The organism is Microbacterium alkaliflavum (genome assembly GCF_044325405.1).
Taxonomy (GTDB): Bacteria; Actinomycetota; Actinomycetes; order Actinomycetales; family Microbacteriaceae; genus Microbacterium; species Microbacterium alkaliflavum.
Genome location: NZ_JBIQWL010000011.1, coordinates 70299 through 87936, shown reverse-complemented (window position 1 = coordinate 87936; position 17638 = coordinate 70299). Strand labels below are relative to the sequence as shown.

Here is a 17638-nt window from a genome sequence, read left to right as displayed (position 1 = left end):
GAAGCATCCGCCGCCCTCATCCTCATGAGGGGGCTTGCGGGAAGCCCCGGGAACGGAGGTGCGAGATGGCTCGCGCATACACGGGGATCTTCCTCCCCGGCAATGATGGACACGCCCTCTGGGCGGCAGGCTGGGACAGCTTCGAGGCGAAGTGGAAGGAGCTGTCGAAGAACGGGCTCCGGCTGCACAGCATCTCGGTGTCTGTCGAGAACGACGTGCCGCAGTTCATCGGCACCTACCGGGCGGGCTCTGGGGGGCACGCGCTGTGGGTGTCGAACTGGGCCAGCTTCGAGGCGAAGTGGAAGGAGCTGTCGAAGCAGGGGCTTCGGCTCGTGAGCATCGCCGTCTACGAGGTCAAGGGCACCGCGATGTACGCCGGCGCCTTCCTGCCCGGCAACGACGGCTTCGCCCTCTGGGTCGCAGGCTGGACGAGCTTCGAGGCGAAGTGGAAGGAGCTGTCGAAGCAGGGGCTTCGGCTCGTGAGCGTCTCGGCCGCGATGATCGGGGGTTCGCCGCAGTACGCGGGGGTCTTCCGTGCGGGCAGCGGCGGTCACGCGCTGTGGGCGTCGCCGTGGGAGAGCTTCGAGGCGAAGTGGAAGGAGCTCTCCGGCCAGGGTCTGCGGCTCGTCAGCATCGACACGTACAAGCAGGGCAGCACGCGCATGTGGGTCGGCGCCTACCTTCCGGGCAACGGGGGCCACGGCCTGTGGGCGGCGCAGGATTGGGAGAGCTTCACGGCACGGTGGAACGAGTGGTCGCAGCAGGGGCTCCGGCTCGTCGACACGGCCGGGTCGAAGCATCCCTGCACCGCGAACGCCCTGAACCAGGTCGTCATGCCCACGGGCACCTACAACTACGCCGTCACGGGCCACGCCGACGTGTACCACTGGCCCGTGCAGGACACGACGGGTGCGACGCGCTTCGCGCGGCTGAGCCACCTCGAGGCGGTCGAGCCGTTCCTGACGCTGCCGTTCACCGACACGGACGTGTCGCGCGGCGGCATCTGGCGCTACGGCAACGGCGGCTGGCACCACGCGGGCGATTACTCGCAGGGCGACGCGACCTTCGAGGTCAAGGCGTCTGCCGCCGGCAAGGTCATCCACGTCGGCTGGGACCAGTGGTCGGGCAACACCGTCATCATCAGCCACGATGTGAACGGCCGTGCCGATGCGTACCGCACGATCTGCATGCACCTGCGCGATGGCGCGGATCACGATGCGGATGCGGCGTGGAACCAGACGATGACGGCGACGTGGATCTCGGCATCCGATCTCGCCGACTACAAGACCCACCTGCTCGACACGGGCAACACGAAGGATCCCGCGACCCGGAATCTGGATGCCGCGCACTGGGGCACGAACGCGCAGACGATCCTCGTGTCGGTGGGCCAGCAGGTCACCCGTGGCCAGCAGATCGCGTGGGCCGGCAACACGGGACCCGGAGGGAAGAAGGGCAGCGGCGGGCCGAACACCCACTTGCACATCTTCTGGACGCGCAAGGACACCGACGGGCAGTTCTACTTCTACGACCCGTACGGCCTGTACTCCACACCCGACAACTACGCGGCGGGGATCACCGACGCGACGAGCGGGCCGTGCGTGCGGTACCCGATCGGCTGGAAGGGCGGCAAGCCGCAGTACCCGTGATCGGCGGCGGGGCCGGCGCGGCGATCGCGCCGGCCCCGGGCTCGTCACGGGCGTGGCGGTGACGGATGACTGCTGCGTTGAACCGCGAGGAACTCCGCTTGGTGATGGGACCACCACGTGGCGGCCGCAGCCCGCCCGGGCAGCGCAGCCTTCTCGTACACCGCCGAGAGGTGCTTGCGGACGGTCCGCTCCGAGATCTGCAGGCGAGCTGCGATCTGGGTGTTGGTCCAACCCGCGGCCATCAGGGCAAGCACTTGCGCTTCTCGTCGAGTGGGCGAGGGTGCGACCCGCCGAGAGCCCGCATCGGCCGAACGGCCGGGCGATCGCTCATCTCCCAGGCAGGCGAGGCGAGCGAGCGCCTCGTCCACGACGGCTCGGTAGCTGTATGCCTGCGCCAGGGGCCGCTGCATGCGGGAGAGGAGATCCATCTCGTCATCCGTGAAGTCACGCCGTCGCCGGTGCAGGCCGAGGAACACGAACGAGTCGGGGCTCTCGTGCAGCAGCGCCGCCACAGGGAATCGACCGTCGCTGTGGCCATGCATCGCCTGCCACGACTCCGTCTCCCAGAACCTGCGCAACGGGATCTCGTCGCTCAGCCGAGTTGCCCGCGCGGTGCCCAGTCGTCTCATCGCACGGAATCCAGGATGCTGCGCCGCGAACGGGGCCGCCCGGGCGGCCATCCTCTGGTCGTAGACGGGCGCACCGCCGACGGCGACCCGAATGGTGAGACCGTGCTCGGTTCGGCGCATAGTGGTGAGGCCCACGCCGGCATCCGCATCGAACGCGCGCGCGACAGCCTGTGCGAACGAGGCATCCACGAGATCCCCCGCCGCGACCGCGCGGGCTGCGCCTACCGCGAGCCTCAGAACACTTGCCTCATTCATCCTCCCCCTCCGAATGAAGAGGTCTGTCGTACGGCGAAGAGTGTCTGATCGGTCAGGTTACTCGCGCATCGATTCCCGCGACACGGGGTCAGGGTGTCTGAAGCGACACCTGGCGGGATGTCGGGTGGCGTGGAACGATCAGCGCATTCGGGGAGCGCACCGGCTGGAGCGACGGATGATCGTGCGGGGTGACGGCAGGGGCTCGGTGAGGCGTCCCTTCATCGGCGTGGCGGTGGTGACGCTTCTGGCGTGCCTCGGCGGGCTCGCATCGCCGGCGAGAGCGGCCTCGCCTGGCGACGATCCGTTCGAGCCGCCCGGGCTGGATGGTCGCGACACCCATGTGACCCTGCTCACGACGCATGAGTCGGACTGCACCGAGTTGGCGGTCGTCCGCGCCGTGACACCGGCGGGCGCGCGGGAACTGGTCCCACCGCGCTACGAACCACTCGTGCTCGTCGGTGGCGGCCTGACGACGGGGCGGTTCGCCATGTGGGACTACGTGTGCGAGCAGTTCAGCATCGACGGACAGACGAATGCGCCGCGCACGCAGATCTCCATGGGCGGCATCGCTGTGACGACGCGCGACGGCGAGCGGGTCGATGGCGCGTACTACCTGGTCTACCTGGCCACGGATAATCCGGTGCTGGCGGCGAGGTATCGGCAGGTCGGCCTCCCCGCCACCTTCACCCCGGGACTTTCCGCGACGGTCTCCGACACGGCCGCCTCACCGTTCGAGGTCTCGTTCGACGCGCCCACGGCCCGGTATGCCGTCGCCGCCACGGCGCCGGCGGCGCCGGTGGTGGTCCCGGCCACGAGTGGACTTGAACTGTACTTCGAGGGCGGGTCGGGCGGAGTGCTGCTGAGCTACGAAAACAAGGCAGGCGGGAGCGTCGCCGCTCAGCTGACCGCTGACTATCGCGAGCACAGCATCCTGGCGCCCATCATCGCCCTTCCGCGGCTCCTTCAGCCAGTCGGCGCGCCCTTCCCCATCGTTCGTGGGGACTGGGACGCGACGGCGGCACGTCAGGACTGAAACCTCTGAGGAGGCCATCATGAGCAAGCGTTCCTCCAGATTCGCGCTCGGTGCGCTCGCGTGCAGCATCCTGCTCTCCCTCGCGGTCTTCACCAGTGCGCCGGGACTGGCTGCACCGAAGGCGAAGCCGAAGCCGACGCCCACCGCGACGGCGTCGCCGACCCCCACCGCGACGCCGACCTCCACCCCGACGGCGACTCCGTCACCCACTCCGAGCACGCCGCCGCCGGCGCCGGCGTGCGAATCGAGGGTCACGCGCGACACGGTCGACTACTGCGTCACGACGTTCACCGCCATCGCCGCAGGGCGCTTGCCGGTCGGAACGGCGGTCGCAGTCGGAGGTGCGTTCGTTCTCGATGTGGCAGGGACGCAGGCCACGCTCGGCCGCGACGAGTGCCCGCCGGGCATGTTCTGCGGCGCGACCCTCACCACGCTGGGCGCTGACTTCTCCCGGGTCCAGCCGCCCGCCGTCGACAGCGTGATCGACATCTACGGAACGGTGACCTCGGACTTCGGAGTGCTCGTCAGCGCGTACACCCTGGAGTAGTCCAAAAGCACGGCGGGCGCCGGGAAGCGAACTCCCCGACGCCCGCCGTGCTTCGGTTCAGTGGCAGACGGTCGCCGTGTACGGCGCCTCCACCGTGTGCGCCCCGGCTTCGCCGCCGGCGGCATCCGAGACCTTCACGGTCACGACGCCGGCGGCCGTCGAGGCGACCTTCGTGCTGAAGGCCGAGCTCGCACTCTTGCCCGGCGCGAGCGACGCGACCGCCTTGCTGCCGAAGCCGGCCGTCGACAGGTCGAGCGCGACGCTCCGCGAGTCGTCGTTGGTGACGGTCGCCGTGATGACGACCTTTCCGGCGACGCAGCGCGTCGTGGCCGTCGCCGTCACGTCGAGCTTCGGTGCGGCACCGTCGCTCTGCAGGACGAACGGGGCGATCGAGATCCAGTCGACGTCGGGTGCGACGGCGTATCCGGGCAGGACTCGGTCGTCGCTCGTCGACGAGGTCGGTCCCTCGTCGACGTAGAGCGTCGAGCGCGTGTTCCCGAAGGTGATCGCTCCGCCGTCGGTCGACAGGTCGAGCGGCAGCACTGCCTCCCAGAAGTTGGTCGCCGTGTAGGTGTACCGGAACGTCGTGCGTCCGGCGAGTCCCGAGCCTCCCGCCTCCTTCGCCTGCAGACCGAGGTCGACGACCTGCGGGTTGTAGTCGTGCGTGCCCTCGATGTCGTCGTTCGAGTAGTGCACGACCGCGTCGTACGCGCCCGCCTTGTCGAAGCCGGCCAGGCGCGGGATCGAGAGCGTGCCCTCGTTCGCCGCGTTCGCGTCGGTGATGCCGAGGCCCTTCACGTAGCCGCTTCCGCTGCCGTTCGTGAGGACGCCGCCGAAGCCGGAGACGTTCGCGGTGCCGGCAAGCGTGACCTTGGAGAGGTCCTCGGCTTCGATCCTGACGATGCTCGCGTCGCCGGCGACGGCGCGGGTCGTCGAGACCCCGCTCACCTTCACTCCGTCCGCAGACTCCAGCTCGATCTCGGTGATGCCCTCCGGGAGGTGGATGCGGGCGGTCGAGGTCTGTGCCGAACCGGTGCCCTCGTAGACGGCGGCCTGGCGTCCGTTGACGGTGAGCACGAGCTCATCGCCGCGGTCACCCTGCCAGTCGACGGCGACGTCGTAGTAGCCCGACCCGTAGGTCGACGGGTACACGTCGGCGCGGTCTCCGTCCTTCAGCGCGACCGCGCCGCCCTCGAGGCGCGCGGCGCCCGCCGTGCGGAACGTCGTGGCCGGGTATTCGACCTTCTCGGCGTTCTCGGTGTCGCCGAGGCGCGTGAGCTCGAACCGGTCGAGCGTCACACCGCCCTGGTCGCCCGCGCCGGGAAGGAGCGTCGTGCCGTCCTTGCTCGTGCGCAAGCTCAGCGTGTGCGTGCCTGCGGGAAGGGCGACGGTGACCTCGGCGCTGCCGCGGGCGACCGTGCGGACGTTGCTCGGCTTGATCGCGTTCGCCCCGTACTGCACGAGCGAGGCGAACTGGCCGTCGACGAACAGCGCGTGCTGTGCCGCCACTCCGGCCGTGGCCGCGAGCACCTGGAGCCGGTACACGCCGCCCGCGGCGACGTCGACCGACCAGTCTGCGCGGGATCCGACGGCCGAGAAGCCCGAGACGTCACGGTCACCCGACGCGCGGTAGCCCGAGGGTGTGCGCACCTGCGCGGCCTGGAGCGCCGCCGCCTCGGCTTCGCTGACGTGCCGCTCGGCCTGAGCCGCGGCGGCCGCCTGGACGTCGCGACCCGTGGCGGGCGTGACGATCACCTGGTACGCGCTGCTCGAGTTCGCCGACGGAATCCGCAGATCCACGGTGCCGCCGGTGACCGCCTTGTCGTTCAAAGCCGTCACGACGCGCGGAGCGCCGGCGATGCCGTCGGTGCCGCTGACGAGGACCTCGCGCACCTCGATGTCGACCGACGTGCCGAAGGTCGCGGCATCCAGTCCCTTCAGGGTCAGGGCGGCGTCGCGACCGTCGGTGATCCCGCCCACGAGTACCTGCGCGCGCTTCGAGCCGCGGTCGATGGCCGCGATCGCCTTCTGGTTGCCCGTCGTCACCGCGACGGTGTTCGAACCCGTGAGGTCGCCGTACCACTTGAACAGCCACCAGCCGCCGTTGGCGTCGTTGACCTTCGCCTGGTTGTCCGACATCGTGCCGGAGGCCGTCCAGTACGCGGTCTGCGCGTCGGCCTTGGCCGCCTCGAAGCTCGCGAACCACCGCAGCAGGTTGGCGGGCGAGCTCATGTCGGAGCTCGCACCCCACTCCGTGATGTTGATCTGCGGGATGCGGTCGCGGGACAGGCCGACCTGCTGCGCGTACTGGCGGAAGAGGCCCGCGCGATCCGGCATCCACTGGTAGCCGCTGAGCTCGTGCCAGACGTAGACGTCGGGGACGGTGTTGCTCGCGATCGCGGAGTTCAGGAACGCCTTGATGTTCGCCTCACCACGCCAGCGCGAGTCGCCGGGGCCGGCGATGCGCGGACGCTCGAGCCCGTAGCGCGCGTACGTGTCGGTGATGACCTTCCACGCTGCGGCCCAGTCGGTCGCGCCGCCGGGGGTGTAGCTGTTCGGCTGGTTGCCGAGGTGCATGAACCGGTTGTAGAGGTCGTTCGTGTTCAGCCACTGGAGGTCGACCTCGTTGAAGGGGATGAAGACGAACTTCTCGGGATGCTTCGCCTCACGCGCGACGGAGTCGACGACGTACTCCAGCACCTCGAGGTAGTCCCATAGGCCGTTGGGAGTGGAGGTGTAGGCGCCGGTGAGCCGTCCCTGCGCGTCGCGCGTGTAGGTGCGGTCGTCGCCGGGGCGCTTGCCGCCGTTGTACGGCCAGTCGGGATAGTAGTCCTGCGTGTACACGTAGAGGTCTTCGCCGTGCTTGTCGAAGAAGGTGTCCTCGATGTTGAAGGCGTCGCCACCGGGATGCTGCGTGCCGAACGGCGGCTTCTGCGAGACATTCGTCATCGCGGCGCCGTTGACGAGGGCCTGTGTGGGCGAGCCCTCGTCGCCGAGTCCGTAGAGCGTTCCCGAGGCGCCGCCGCGGAAAGCTCCGGTGTCCTGCCCGAAGTCCGCCACGACGGGATCGGTGAGCCGCTCGTCGACCGTGACGGTGGCCGTCAGCGGACGCGACCAGCCGTCGATCGTGCCCTGCACCGTGAAGGTCGTGCCGGGCGTCGCGTAGTCGCTCGCCTTCACGGGGTTCCACGTGATGGGAGCCGTCGTCGCGGGGCCCGCCTCGCGGTTCACCGTGACCGAGGCGGGCAGCGTCGGCGCCACACCCGCCGGGGTCGACACCGCGAACGACTCGGTCTGCACCGAGGTGATCGCTCCGACGTAGCCCTGGAAGAGGCTCGACACCTGGGCACTCGTCAGGGCGCTCTTGTAGACGGCGAAGTCGTCGAACTCACCGCCGAAGAAGGCCGCCCAAGGCCCCGCCCAGGGCACCCGGCCGATGAGGCCCGAGCGGGTGCTGTTCGGCGACGAGAGCTTCGTGTAGTCGAGGGTCACGGCCTCGGTGCGCACGAGCGAGCCGTTGATGTAGTACGAGACGGACGAGCCGTTGGTGACGGTCGTCAGGTGGGTCCAGACGTTGCCCTGGAGGGGAGTCGGCGACACCGCCTTCACCTCGGTGCCCGAGTTGGCGACGGCCTTGGACTGGTTCCCCTCGTTGGGGACGAAGTAGAGGCCCCAGTTGTCGGCCGGCAGGGCGTCGCTTCCGACGATGTACGCCCACGGCAGCTGGGTCGAGTTGGCGCCGTTCCACTTGATCCACGTGGAGACGGTCATCGCCGTCGTGTCGGCGAAGAGTCCGGCGGGGATGTCGAGATAGGGCTTGTCCGCCTGCGACGAGTTCTGCGCGCCGCCCGGGAACAGGCCGGAGGCCCCGGTCTTCGACGTCGCACCGGTGCCGCGGGCGAGCGAGGAGGCGTTCTTGACGCGGGCGTTGAAGGCGGAGCCGAGCGTGCCTTCGTTCGCGACGTAGTTCGCGGACGGGTCGCCGTTGAACGTATAGAGGACGGCGGGGTCGGGGAGGGACTCGGCTGCCGCGGCCGGTGCGCCGGCGACGACGGCCGAGCTGAGGATCAAGGGGATCCCCGCGAGCGCGGCGAGCGCGCCGCGGAGGCGCGCTCTGCTGGATGTTCTTCTCATCTGAAACCTCTGCATCGAGTGGGAAGGGAACTTCAAGACCGCGCGCACGACGCAGCGACGGAGGCGCGAGCGCACACGCTCGCATCGCGGCACCGCCCTCCCGTGGGCGACCGCTCACCTCTCCGTCGAGACACCGCTCGGGCCGTCAGGGATGACCGTAGCAACGAGTGATAGCGGTATCAAGCAAAATCTTGATACCGGTTTCAATGGTTGCTGCGCGACACCGGCGTGTGACGCCTGCTCTCATGAAACCGTTATCAATCTCCTACTTGATAGCGCTATCAGAACTGAGATAGGTTCCCTTCTTGAAACCGCTATCAACGGAGAGTCGATGACACTGCAGTCCATCCCGAAGCGGAGCGCCGAAGCCGGTGCCCTGCGATGGGGAGCACCCGAACTCGAGGTCGAGCTGACCTGGGGGCCCGATGAGCCGGTCCACCTGGCCGTGATCAGGCTCGGCTCTGCGGAGTTCCCGGTGCATGCGCTGCCCGTCGTCGAGGTCCTCACCTCGGACGGCGGGCACGTGCCGGCGTCGGGACGGCTCGTGCACACCGCGATCGGCGCCGACCTCCGCTACGCGGAGCACCGCGAGACCGAGGATGCGGGAAGCCGGACACTCGAGATCGTCCAGCGCGCCGGAGACCTCGAGGCGACTCTCCGTCTCACGGCGACGGACGCCGCAAAATCCCTTCGATCGACCGTCACGGTCGCGAACCGGGGCGAGCGGACGATCGTGCTCTGCGCCGTGGCATCCCTCGCCATCGGCCTGCCTCGGACCGGCGCCGCCGATCCTCTCTTCGGCTGGACGCTCACGCGCGGTCTCAGCGATTGGCTGGGCGAGGGCCGGTGGAGCGAGAGCCCCCTCCGCGGGGCGCGCTTCCCGGAGCTCGCCCAGCACCTCACGGGGCATGATCCGCGCGGGGCCTTCACTGCCGCGTCCACCGGCACGTGGTCGACCGGCGGTGAGCTTCCGACCGGGATTCTCGCCAACGGCCCGCTCGGATTCGCGATCGCCTGGCAGATCGAGCACAACGGGGCGTGGCGGTGGGAGGTCGGCGAGGACACCGATGGCGGATACCTCGCGCTCTCCGGACCGACCGACGTCGACTCGGGATGGTCGCAGCCGCTCGGCTCGGGCGATTCCTTCACGACGGTGCCGGTCGGCATCTCGATCGGAAGCACGCCGGTCGACGCGGTCGCCGGGCTGACGTCCCACCGTCGTGCCTCACGTCGCGCGCACCCCGACAACGTCGCGATGCCCGTCGTCTTCAACGACTACATGAACACCCTCAACGGCGATCCCACGACCGAGCGCCTGCTGCCGCTCATCGAGGCCGCCGGCGACGTCGGCGCCGAGATCTTCTGCATCGACGCCGGCTGGTACGACGACAGCGGGCACTGGTGGGACACCGTCGGCGAATGGACGCCCTCGACGCGGCGCTTCCCCGCGGGCCTTCGCGAGGTCATCGACGCGATCCACGCGCGCGGCATGGTGGCCGGGCTCTGGCTCGAGCCCGAGGTCATCGGCGTCCGCAGCCCCATGGCGGCGCGGCTCCCCGAAGATGCGTTCCTCCAGCGCCACGGGTCGCGGATCGTGGAGCACCACCGCTACCACCTCGACCTCCGGCATCCCGCTGCCGTCGCGCACCTCGACGAGGTCGTCGACCGGCTGGTCAGCGAGTTCGGGATCGGGTTCCTCAAATTCGACTACAACGTCAATCCCGGGCCGGGCACCGATGTCGGCACCGCGAGCGTTGGTGCGGGACTGCTCGAGCACAACCGCGCACACCTCGCCTGGCTCGACCGGCTGCTGGATCGGCATCCGTCGCTCGTCATCGAGAACTGCGCCTCGGGCGCCATGCGCATGGACTTCGCGATGCTCTCGCGACTGGCGATGCAGTCCACCTCGGACCAGCAGGACTTCGTGAAGTACCCGCCGATCGCCGCGTCGGCGCCCCTGTCGATGCTTCCCGAGCAGGCTGCCAGCTGGGCCTACCCTCAGCCCGAGATGGACGAGGAGGAAGCCGCGTTCTGCCTCGTCACGGGTCTGCTCGGGCGCTACTACGTCTCGGGACACCTGAATCGGATGGATGCCGCGCAGCGCGGTGTCGTCGCCGACGCGATCGAATCGGCCAAGGGCCTGCGCGCGCTCGTCACGACGGGCGCTCCGCACTGGCCGCTCGGGCTGCCGGACTGGACGGGGGAGTGGGTCGCACTCGGTCTTACGAACACGGCCGTCGACCTCGTGTCGGTGTGGCGGCGCGGGGGCGACGACCGCATCGAGCTCGCCCTGCCGCATCTCACGGGACAGCACGTGGAGGTCTCCACGGTCTTCCCGAACCATCTCCCCGCCTGGCATACCGATTGGGATGCCGAGAGCGGGGTCCTCACGGTACGCGCGACAGATGCCCGCATCGCGGCGCGCACCCTCCGCCTGACCGCAGGCCCGATGACGGCGGCACCGGGCACACCCACCTCACCCGCAGAATGAACCCCTGAAACAGGAGCTGATCAATGAAGATGCGTATCCGTACCATGAGCCTGGTCGTCGCGACCGCGGCCACCGCGCTGCTGCTCGCCGGCTGTTCCGACCCCGGCGCCGGCGGCGGGGCGAGCGCCGCGCCCGCCGACTGGCCTGCGCAGGACGCGAAGCTCGACGGCGTGACCCTCACGATCTGGGCGGCGCAGAACTCGAACAAGGTCCCCGAGAGCGTCGTGAAGGGCTTCGAGAAGCTGACCGGTGCGACGGTCGACGTGGTCACGATCCCCGACCCCTACGAGCAGGGCGTGCAGACCAAGGTCGCCTCCGGCGACAAGCCCGACCTCGCGTTCTGGCAGCCCACGGCCTCCATGCTCACGGCGCTCAACGCGTCGACCAACCTCCAGCCGCTCGACGGTGCGCCGTTCATCGACTCCTACAAGCCGGAGCTGCAGGACATCACGGGCATCCTCGACGACACCCGGTACGCCGCGCTCGTCACGACCCCGGCCGTGGAGGGCGTGTACTACAACAAGGAGGTCTTCGAGAAGGCCGGTATCACCGAGCTGCCGAAGAACTGGGACGAGTTCGTCGAGCTCGGCCGCACCCTCAAGACGCAGGGCGTGACGCCGTTCTTCGACTTCGGCGGCGGCACACCGTGGGCCACGCAGTGGTGGGTCCAGGTGCAGCTCGCCGACGCGGCGAGGGACGGCCTGTGGGATCGCGTGAACGCGAACGAGGAGACGTTCACCGACGCGACGATCCAGGGCGCGATCGACGAGTACCAGAGCCTCATCGACGAGGGCCTCTTCAACGAGAACCTCAAGACGGCGACGTTCGAAGACCAGGGCGCGGCCCTGCTCGCGGGTGACGCTGCGATGGCCGTGCAGGTCAACTCGTTCTTCGGTCAGCTCCAGTCGCTCGCCGACACCGATGAGCTGAACCAGAAGATCGGCTTCTTCCCCATCTCGCCGAGCGGCAACGTCGGCACCTTCATCCCTGACCAGTCCAACGCCCTTGTGGCGTTCAAGACGGGGGATGCCACGCGCGAGGCCGCGGCTCGCCAGCTGCTGACCTACTGGATGGGCGACGGCTACGCCGACTTCGTCGAGGCGCAGTCGACCCCGTCGCTGCAGACCGGGGTCGCCACGCCCGCCGGTGTGCCGCAGGCGCTCCTCGACGTGAGCGACTCGCTCGCGGACTCCGTCGGCTCGATGCAGGCCCTTGCGATCGTCAACCCGGACCTGTACCTCAATCTCGGCGACATGATCCAGGGCACGAAGACCTCGAGCCAGGTGGCGCAGACCACCCAGGATCAGTTCGCACAGCTCGCCAAGGCGATCGGCGCCCCCGGCTTCTGATCCCTCGTTCACGGGGCGCCGGCCTGCGCCGGCGCCCCGCCTCGGAAGGCAACGCATGACCACGACACTCGGGCTCTCGCGAGGCGCGGCCCGCACTCAGGGCATCAGGGAGTACGCACCCGCCCGACGCGCGCGACACGATCATCCGCTCTGGTTCCTGGTGCCGGCGCTCGCGGTGCTCGTGGTGTTCTTCTTCATCCCGACGCTGTTCAACTTCATCTACGCCTTCACGAACTGGTCGAGCTTCAAGGCGCAGATCGACTTCGTGGGGGTCGACAACTTCGCGGAGCTGCTCTCCAGCGGAACGCTGCTGAACAGACTGTGGATCACCCTGATCTACGCGACGCTCGTCGCCGTCTTCCAGAACGTCTTCGGGCTCACACTCGCGCTGCTGCTCGAACGCGACACACGCGTCAACCGCGCCGTGCGCGTCGCGTTCTTCATCCCCGTCATCATGTCGGCGCTCGCCGTCGGCTACATCTTCCAGGCGCTGCTCAAACCCGAAGGCGCCGTCAATGACATCATCGGCTTCTTCCTCGGGCGTGATGTCGAGATCGCCTGGCTCGGCAGCACCACGTGGACGATCGTCGTGGTCGCCCTCATCCACGCCTGGAAGTGGATGGGACTGTCGATGCTCATCTATCTCGCGGGCCTCAAGACCATCAACGAAGACCTCATCGAGGCCGCGCGTCTCGACGGGGCCGGGTGGTGGACGACGTTCCGGGCGATCCGCTTCCCGCTGCTCGCACCCGCTGTCACCTTCAACGTCGCGACCGCGCTCCTCGGCTCGATGAACGGCTTCGACATCGTGCAGGCCACCACCGCCGGCGGCCCCGGCGGCACCACCGAGATCGTCAACATCTTCATCTTCCGCACCTTCGGCCAGGGCCTGTTCGCCCAGGCGACGACGATGAGCCTGCTGCTGTTCCTCATGGTCGCGGTCCTCGCGTTCCCCATCATCCGTACGCTCCGCAAGCGGGAGGCGGTCCTGTGACCATCGCCGTCCATCGTCCGCGCCACGCGCTGTCGCGCTACGTCCAGCCCATCGTCGCGATCCTCGCCGCGATCTTCCTGCTCGGCATCCCGTTCTGGGTCGTGCTCGTGACCGCCGCCAAGGATCAGGCCGAAGCTCTCAACCCCAACCTGCAGCTCCCCTCGAGCTGGCATCTGTGGGAGAACTTCGCGACCGCGATCACGGACGGGAAGATGCTCGCGGCCCTCGGGGGCAGCCTCCTCGTGATGGTGCCGTCGGTCATCGGCGTGCTGCTCCTCGGCTCGATGGCCGCGTGGATCCTCGGACGCCGCGCGTCGCGCCGGCTGGCCGTCGTCTACGCGCTCGCCATCAGCGGCATCGTGCTTCCGCCGGCCGTCGTCACGATCGTGCTCCTGCTGCGGCAGATGGGGCTCGCCGGAACCGCCGTCGGGATGATCGGCGTGTACATGGGGATGTACCTGTCGACGGTCATCTTCTTCGTGACGGGGTTCGTGCGGACGATCCCCGTCGAGCTCGAGGAGGCCGCCCGCGTCGACGGCGCCTCACCGGTGCGGGTCTTCGTGACGATCATCCTGCCGCTGCTCATGCCCGTGCTCGCGACCGCGACGATCCTCATCTGCCTGTACATCTGGAACGACGTCTTCTACGCCCTGTTCGTCGTGGGCGGGCGACTCGACACGCTGCCCCTGAACCTGTTCCAGGTCGCCAGTTCCGGGCTCTATCTTCAGAACTGGCACTTGATCTTCGCGTACATCATCCTGATGAGCCTCCCGCTGCTGATCACCTTCATGGTCGCGCAGCGCAAGATCATCTCGGGGATCACGAGCGGAGCGGTCAAGTGACCACCGCGACGACGACGAGAAGGATCGGTGTGAACGGGGTACCGAAGGCGGCGACCATCGCGGATGTCGCTGCCCGTGCGGGCGTCTCGGTGCCGACCGTCTCACGCGTCCTCACCGGGGCCGCACGGGTCAGCCCCGGCAAGCGGGAGCTCGTCGAACAGGCCATCGCCGAGCTCAACTTCCGGCCGAGCGCCGCCGCGCGACTGCTCGTCTCGCGGCGACCGCAGGTGGTGGCGGTCATCGCGGGCGACACCTCGCGGTACGGCTACGCGGAGACGATCCGCGGAGTCGAAGAGGCGGCGCGAGCCGAGGGCTACACCGTCATGATCACCGTCGTGGAGAGCCCGGACGAGGAGGAGATCGACCGGGCGATCTCGGCGACGCTCTCCCAGCCCCTCGCGGGCGTGGTCGTGCTCAAGTTCGATCCCGCGGGGGTCGCCGCGCTCGCGCACATCCCCCGCGATCTGCCGGTCGTCGCCCTGTCCGGGATCCGGGATGCCTCGATTCCCCAGGCGGTGCTCGACGAGACGCGCGCAGCCGAAGAGATCACCGAGTACCTGCTCGGGCTGGGGCACGAGACCGTGCATCACGTGCGCATCCCGCCCTCTCGGCGCGAGGACGGCCGGACCACCGGGTGGCGTCGGGCCCTGCGACGCCACGGCGCGAGCATCCCCGAGCCGAGCGACGCGACGTGGGAGCCGAAGAGCGGCCAGGCGATCGGCATCGCGCTCGCCGCAGATCCGACGGTGACCGCCGTGTTCTGCGGAAACGACGAGATCGCCATGGGGGTCATCCGCGGCCTCGTCGACTCCGGCAAGCGCGTTCCCGACGATGTGTCGGTGGTGGGATTCGACAACCATCCGCTCGCCGAGCTGTGGACCCCGCCCCTCACGACGGTCGAGCAGGACTTCGCGGGCATGGGCGGCCGGGGCTTCCGCCTGCTCCTCGACGAGATCGAGGGCACCCTGGGGCGCCGCTACTCCTCGGAGCGCCCCCGCATGATCATCCGGTCGAGCGCGGGGCCGCGCTGACCTCAGGGCTCGGTCGTCGCCGCGAGCACGGCCGGGGTGGTCGGCTTCGGGTGCGCGTAGACCCACTGCCGGTATGCGACGAATCGCACGGCGGAGGCGAGAGCGAGGCCGATCACGTTGGCGGAGATGTTGTCGGCGAGCGGCGTGCGCAGTCCGAGGACGTAGTGCGAGACGCCGAGGGTGAACAGGGCGACCAGGCCGCCGAGGGCGCTCGCGAGCAGGAACTCGATGCCCTCGCGCGCGACGTCGGTGCGACGGCGGTCGCGGAACGTCCAGTACCGGTTGCCGATCCAGTTCGCGGCGATCGCCAGCGTCGTGGAGACAGCCTTCGCAATGAGTGCGCCGCCGTGCACGTGATCGGGGGAGAGCACCGTGAGGCGCAGCAGGTTGAAGGTCGCGACGTCGACGACGAAGCCGACCCCGCCGACGACGAGGAACGCGAGGATCTGATGCACGAGCGGTCGCTGCAGCCCCCACGTGGTGACCCTGGCCATCGCCTCGATCACGATGCGGCTGCTCATCTTGGATGCGCCGTGCACGCGTTCGACGAAGGTGATCGGCACCTCCACGACGCGCTGACCCGTCGTGGAGGCCCGCCAGAGCATCTCGATCTGGAAGCTGTAGCCCTGGCTGTCGATCCGCCCCGGGTCGATCGCGCGCAGCGCGCCGGCCCGATATGCGCGGTAGCCGCCCGTCACGTCGCGCTCGCTCAGCCCGAGCATGAATCGGGCGTACGCACTGCCTCCCCGCGAGAGCAGGCGCCGACTGAGCGGCCATCCCTCGGTGCGTCCTCCCTCGACCCAGCGGGATCCGAGCGCGACGTCGGCATGGGCGAGGGCGGCGAGCAGAGCCGGAAGGTGCGCCGGATCGTGGGAGCCGTCGGCATCCATCTCGACGAGCCGGTCGTAGTCCCGCGCGAGGCCCCAGGCGAACCCGGCCCGGTACGCGGCCCCCAGGCCCTCCTTGTCGGCCCGGTGGAGCACGTTGATCCGTGGGTCGGCCGCCGCGAGCCGATCGGCGAGGTCTCCCGTGCCGTCGGGGGAGGCGTCGTCGACGACCAGCACCTCGGCGTCCGGGACGGCCGCGTGCACGCGGGCGATGATGTCCGGCAGGTTGTCGAGTTCGTTGTACGTCGGGATGACGACGAGAGTGCCGGTCACGGTGAGACCCTTTCGAGTTCGTACAGGACGGTGCGGTGCAGCGGGAAGCTTTCCACGACGCGATAGCCGAGCCCCTCCAGTGCCGTGACATCGCCCGAGCGGGTGTTCGTCGACTCGACGGCCCAGACCACGTGGTGGGCGAGCACCGCTGCCGTGACCTCGTCGAGCGGCGCGACCTCGTCCCAGAGTCCCGGCGTGTCGGCCGCGCGCGTGGCGAGTGCCACGTCGTCGAGCCCGGCGAAGGCGCTCGGGTAGAGGTCGAGCGCGAGGCGGCGCTTGAGGCGCGGCTTGGTGGACTCGTCGAAGACGACGGCGTCTCCCGCCGCGGCGTGCTGGTGCACGGCATCCGCGATCTGTCGCAGATCGCTTCCGCCGTCCTTCGCGTAGAGCGTGCGCTGCGCGGCGAAGGTCGGCGCGCTCGCGATCGCCAGGGCGACGAGGAGGGATGCCGCGACCGCGGTGCGGAGCCCCCGGCCGTGGACGAACGCAGCCAGCCCGTCGACACCGAGGCCGATCGCGAGAGCGGTTGCCGGCGCGCAGAACGCGAGATAGCGCATGTTGTACATCGGATGCACCCACGCGTTGCCCGCCAGGAGGATGGCGGTCGGCGCGACGAGCCACGCCCAGACCACGAGCGCGCCGCCGCGGATGCGACCGCCGCGGCGCAGGGTCGTCACGACCCCGGCGACGACGAGCGCCCAGGCGATGACGGCGACGTACCAGGTGCCGAACCACTGCCTCACGGTCACGTTCGCGAACGTGGCGTAATGGCGGTGGGTCAAGAACGCGATCTGGCCCTGCTGCCCCATCGCGAGCGCGATCAGCGGGAGCGCCACGACGCCCGCTGCGGCCACTGCACCGAGCCAGGCCCGGACGACCCGCTGCGGCGGACGCTCGGTGACGACCACGACGAGGTGCACCACGACCATGAGCGCGAGATACATGAACAGCACGACGCTCAGGCCCGCTCCGACGGCGTAGACCGCCCACCAGCGCCGCCGGGTCTCACCGCGGCGGATGAGACGCACGAGCAGCCAGGTCAGCCACACCGCGGCGGCCATCCCGAACGCGTAGGACCGGGCCTCGATGCCCATTCTGGTCAGCTGCGGCAGCGTCATCGCGACCACCCCCGCGATGACCGCGACGCGCATGCCGAACAGCTGTCGGCCCAGCGCGGCGGTGCCGGCGATCGCGAGTCCCGCGGCGACGGCGCTCGGAAATCTGACCGCCGTCTCCGAGGTGCCGGCGACGCCCACCCAGAAATGCAGGAACAGGTAGTACAGCCCGTGCACCGCGTCGACGTGCGTCAGCTCGGCGAGCAGCGACGGGAGCGGCCGCTCCGCCGACATCACGCTGGCCGCTTCATCGCCCCAGAACGACGGGATGCCGATGCCGATCAGCGTGACGGCGCCGCCCACGATCCCCAGGAGAGTGATCGCCAGACTGGCCGGCCGATCCGGACGCGATCCTCGCGCGGCATCCCGCTGTCCGGGGGCAGCCATCGTCAGAGTCACGGTGCCTCCAAAG

At 69.3% G+C, this 17638-nt stretch carries 12 protein-coding genes; 8 read left to right on the top strand and 4 right to left on the bottom strand.

The features are described from left to right. Positions 1-65: 65 nt before the first annotated feature. Positions 66-1646, top strand: coding sequence for a hypothetical protein (locus tag ACH3VR_RS20125; protein ID WP_397558115.1), 1581 nt, complete (start codon positions 66-68; stop codon positions 1644-1646). 44 nt (positions 1647-1690) lie between these two features. Here ACH3VR_RS20125 and ACH3VR_RS20120 read toward each other — a convergent pair whose 3' ends face one another. After that, positions 1691-2530: a response regulator transcription factor gene (locus ACH3VR_RS20120; RefSeq protein WP_397558114.1), complete on the bottom strand. Its 840-nt coding sequence runs from the start codon at positions 2528-2530 to the stop codon at positions 1691-1693. A gap of 124 nt (positions 2531-2654) precedes the next feature. Between ACH3VR_RS20120 and ACH3VR_RS20115 the strand changes: the two genes are divergently transcribed. Beyond that, a complete protein-coding gene (locus tag ACH3VR_RS20115; protein WP_397558113.1) occupies positions 2655-3563 on the top strand; it encodes a hypothetical protein in 909 nt (302 codons plus the stop codon). A gap of 19 nt (positions 3564-3582) precedes the next feature. Further along, entirely contained in the window at positions 3583-4110 is a 528-nt protein-coding gene (locus ACH3VR_RS20110; RefSeq protein ID WP_397558112.1) for a hypothetical protein, read from the top strand. A 57-nt stretch (positions 4111-4167) separates the two neighbouring features. On the opposite strand, the gene ACH3VR_RS20105 is transcribed toward ACH3VR_RS20110, so the two are convergent. After that, positions 4168-8244 (bottom strand): LamG-like jellyroll fold domain-containing protein, encoded by a 4077-nt coding sequence (locus tag ACH3VR_RS20105; RefSeq protein ID WP_397558111.1) that lies wholly within the window; start codon positions 8242-8244, stop codon positions 4168-4170. Between the two features lie 331 nt (positions 8245-8575). On the opposite strand from ACH3VR_RS20105, the gene ACH3VR_RS20100 reads away from it, so the two are divergent. The 5 genes from ACH3VR_RS20100 to ACH3VR_RS20080 are packed head-to-tail and all read left to right on the top strand — an operon-like array spanning position 8576 to position 14951. Continuing rightward, positions 8576-10735, top strand: a complete 2160-nt coding sequence (locus tag ACH3VR_RS20100) for a glycoside hydrolase family 36 protein (protein WP_397558110.1) — start codon at positions 8576-8578, stop codon at positions 10733-10735. A 44-nt stretch (positions 10736-10779) separates the two neighbouring features. Then, complete coding sequence (locus ACH3VR_RS20095) at positions 10780-12084, top strand: ABC transporter substrate-binding protein (protein ID WP_397558109.1); 1305 nt, start codon at positions 10780-10782, stop codon at positions 12082-12084. Between the two features lie 55 nt (positions 12085-12139). Further along, positions 12140-13078 (top strand): carbohydrate ABC transporter permease, encoded by a 939-nt coding sequence (locus tag ACH3VR_RS20090; RefSeq protein ID WP_397558108.1) that lies wholly within the window; start codon positions 12140-12142, stop codon positions 13076-13078. Beyond that, positions 13075-13920: a carbohydrate ABC transporter permease gene (locus tag ACH3VR_RS20085; protein ID WP_397558107.1), complete on the top strand. Its 846-nt coding sequence runs from the start codon at positions 13075-13077 to the stop codon at positions 13918-13920. The genes ACH3VR_RS20090 and ACH3VR_RS20085 overlap by 4 nt, the downstream gene beginning before the upstream one ends. Beyond that, the gene (locus tag ACH3VR_RS20080; RefSeq protein WP_397558106.1) at positions 13917-14951 is read left to right on the top strand and encodes a LacI family DNA-binding transcriptional regulator; all 1035 of its coding nucleotides are present in this window, start codon (positions 13917-13919) and stop codon (positions 14949-14951) included. The genes ACH3VR_RS20085 and ACH3VR_RS20080 overlap by 4 nt, the downstream gene beginning before the upstream one ends. Positions 14952-14953: 2 nt before the next feature. Here ACH3VR_RS20080 and ACH3VR_RS20075 read toward each other — a convergent pair whose 3' ends face one another. Together ACH3VR_RS20075 and ACH3VR_RS20070 are read right to left on the bottom strand one after the other, a co-directional pair. Next, positions 14954-16111: a glycosyltransferase gene (locus ACH3VR_RS20075; RefSeq protein WP_397558105.1), complete on the bottom strand. Its 1158-nt coding sequence runs from the start codon at positions 16109-16111 to the stop codon at positions 14954-14956. Further along, positions 16108-17613: a glycosyltransferase family 39 protein gene (locus ACH3VR_RS20070; RefSeq protein WP_397558104.1), complete on the bottom strand. Its 1506-nt coding sequence runs from the start codon at positions 17611-17613 to the stop codon at positions 16108-16110. Before ACH3VR_RS20070 ends, ACH3VR_RS20075 begins: the two co-directional genes overlap by 4 nt. Positions 17614-17638: the final 25 nt, after the last annotated feature.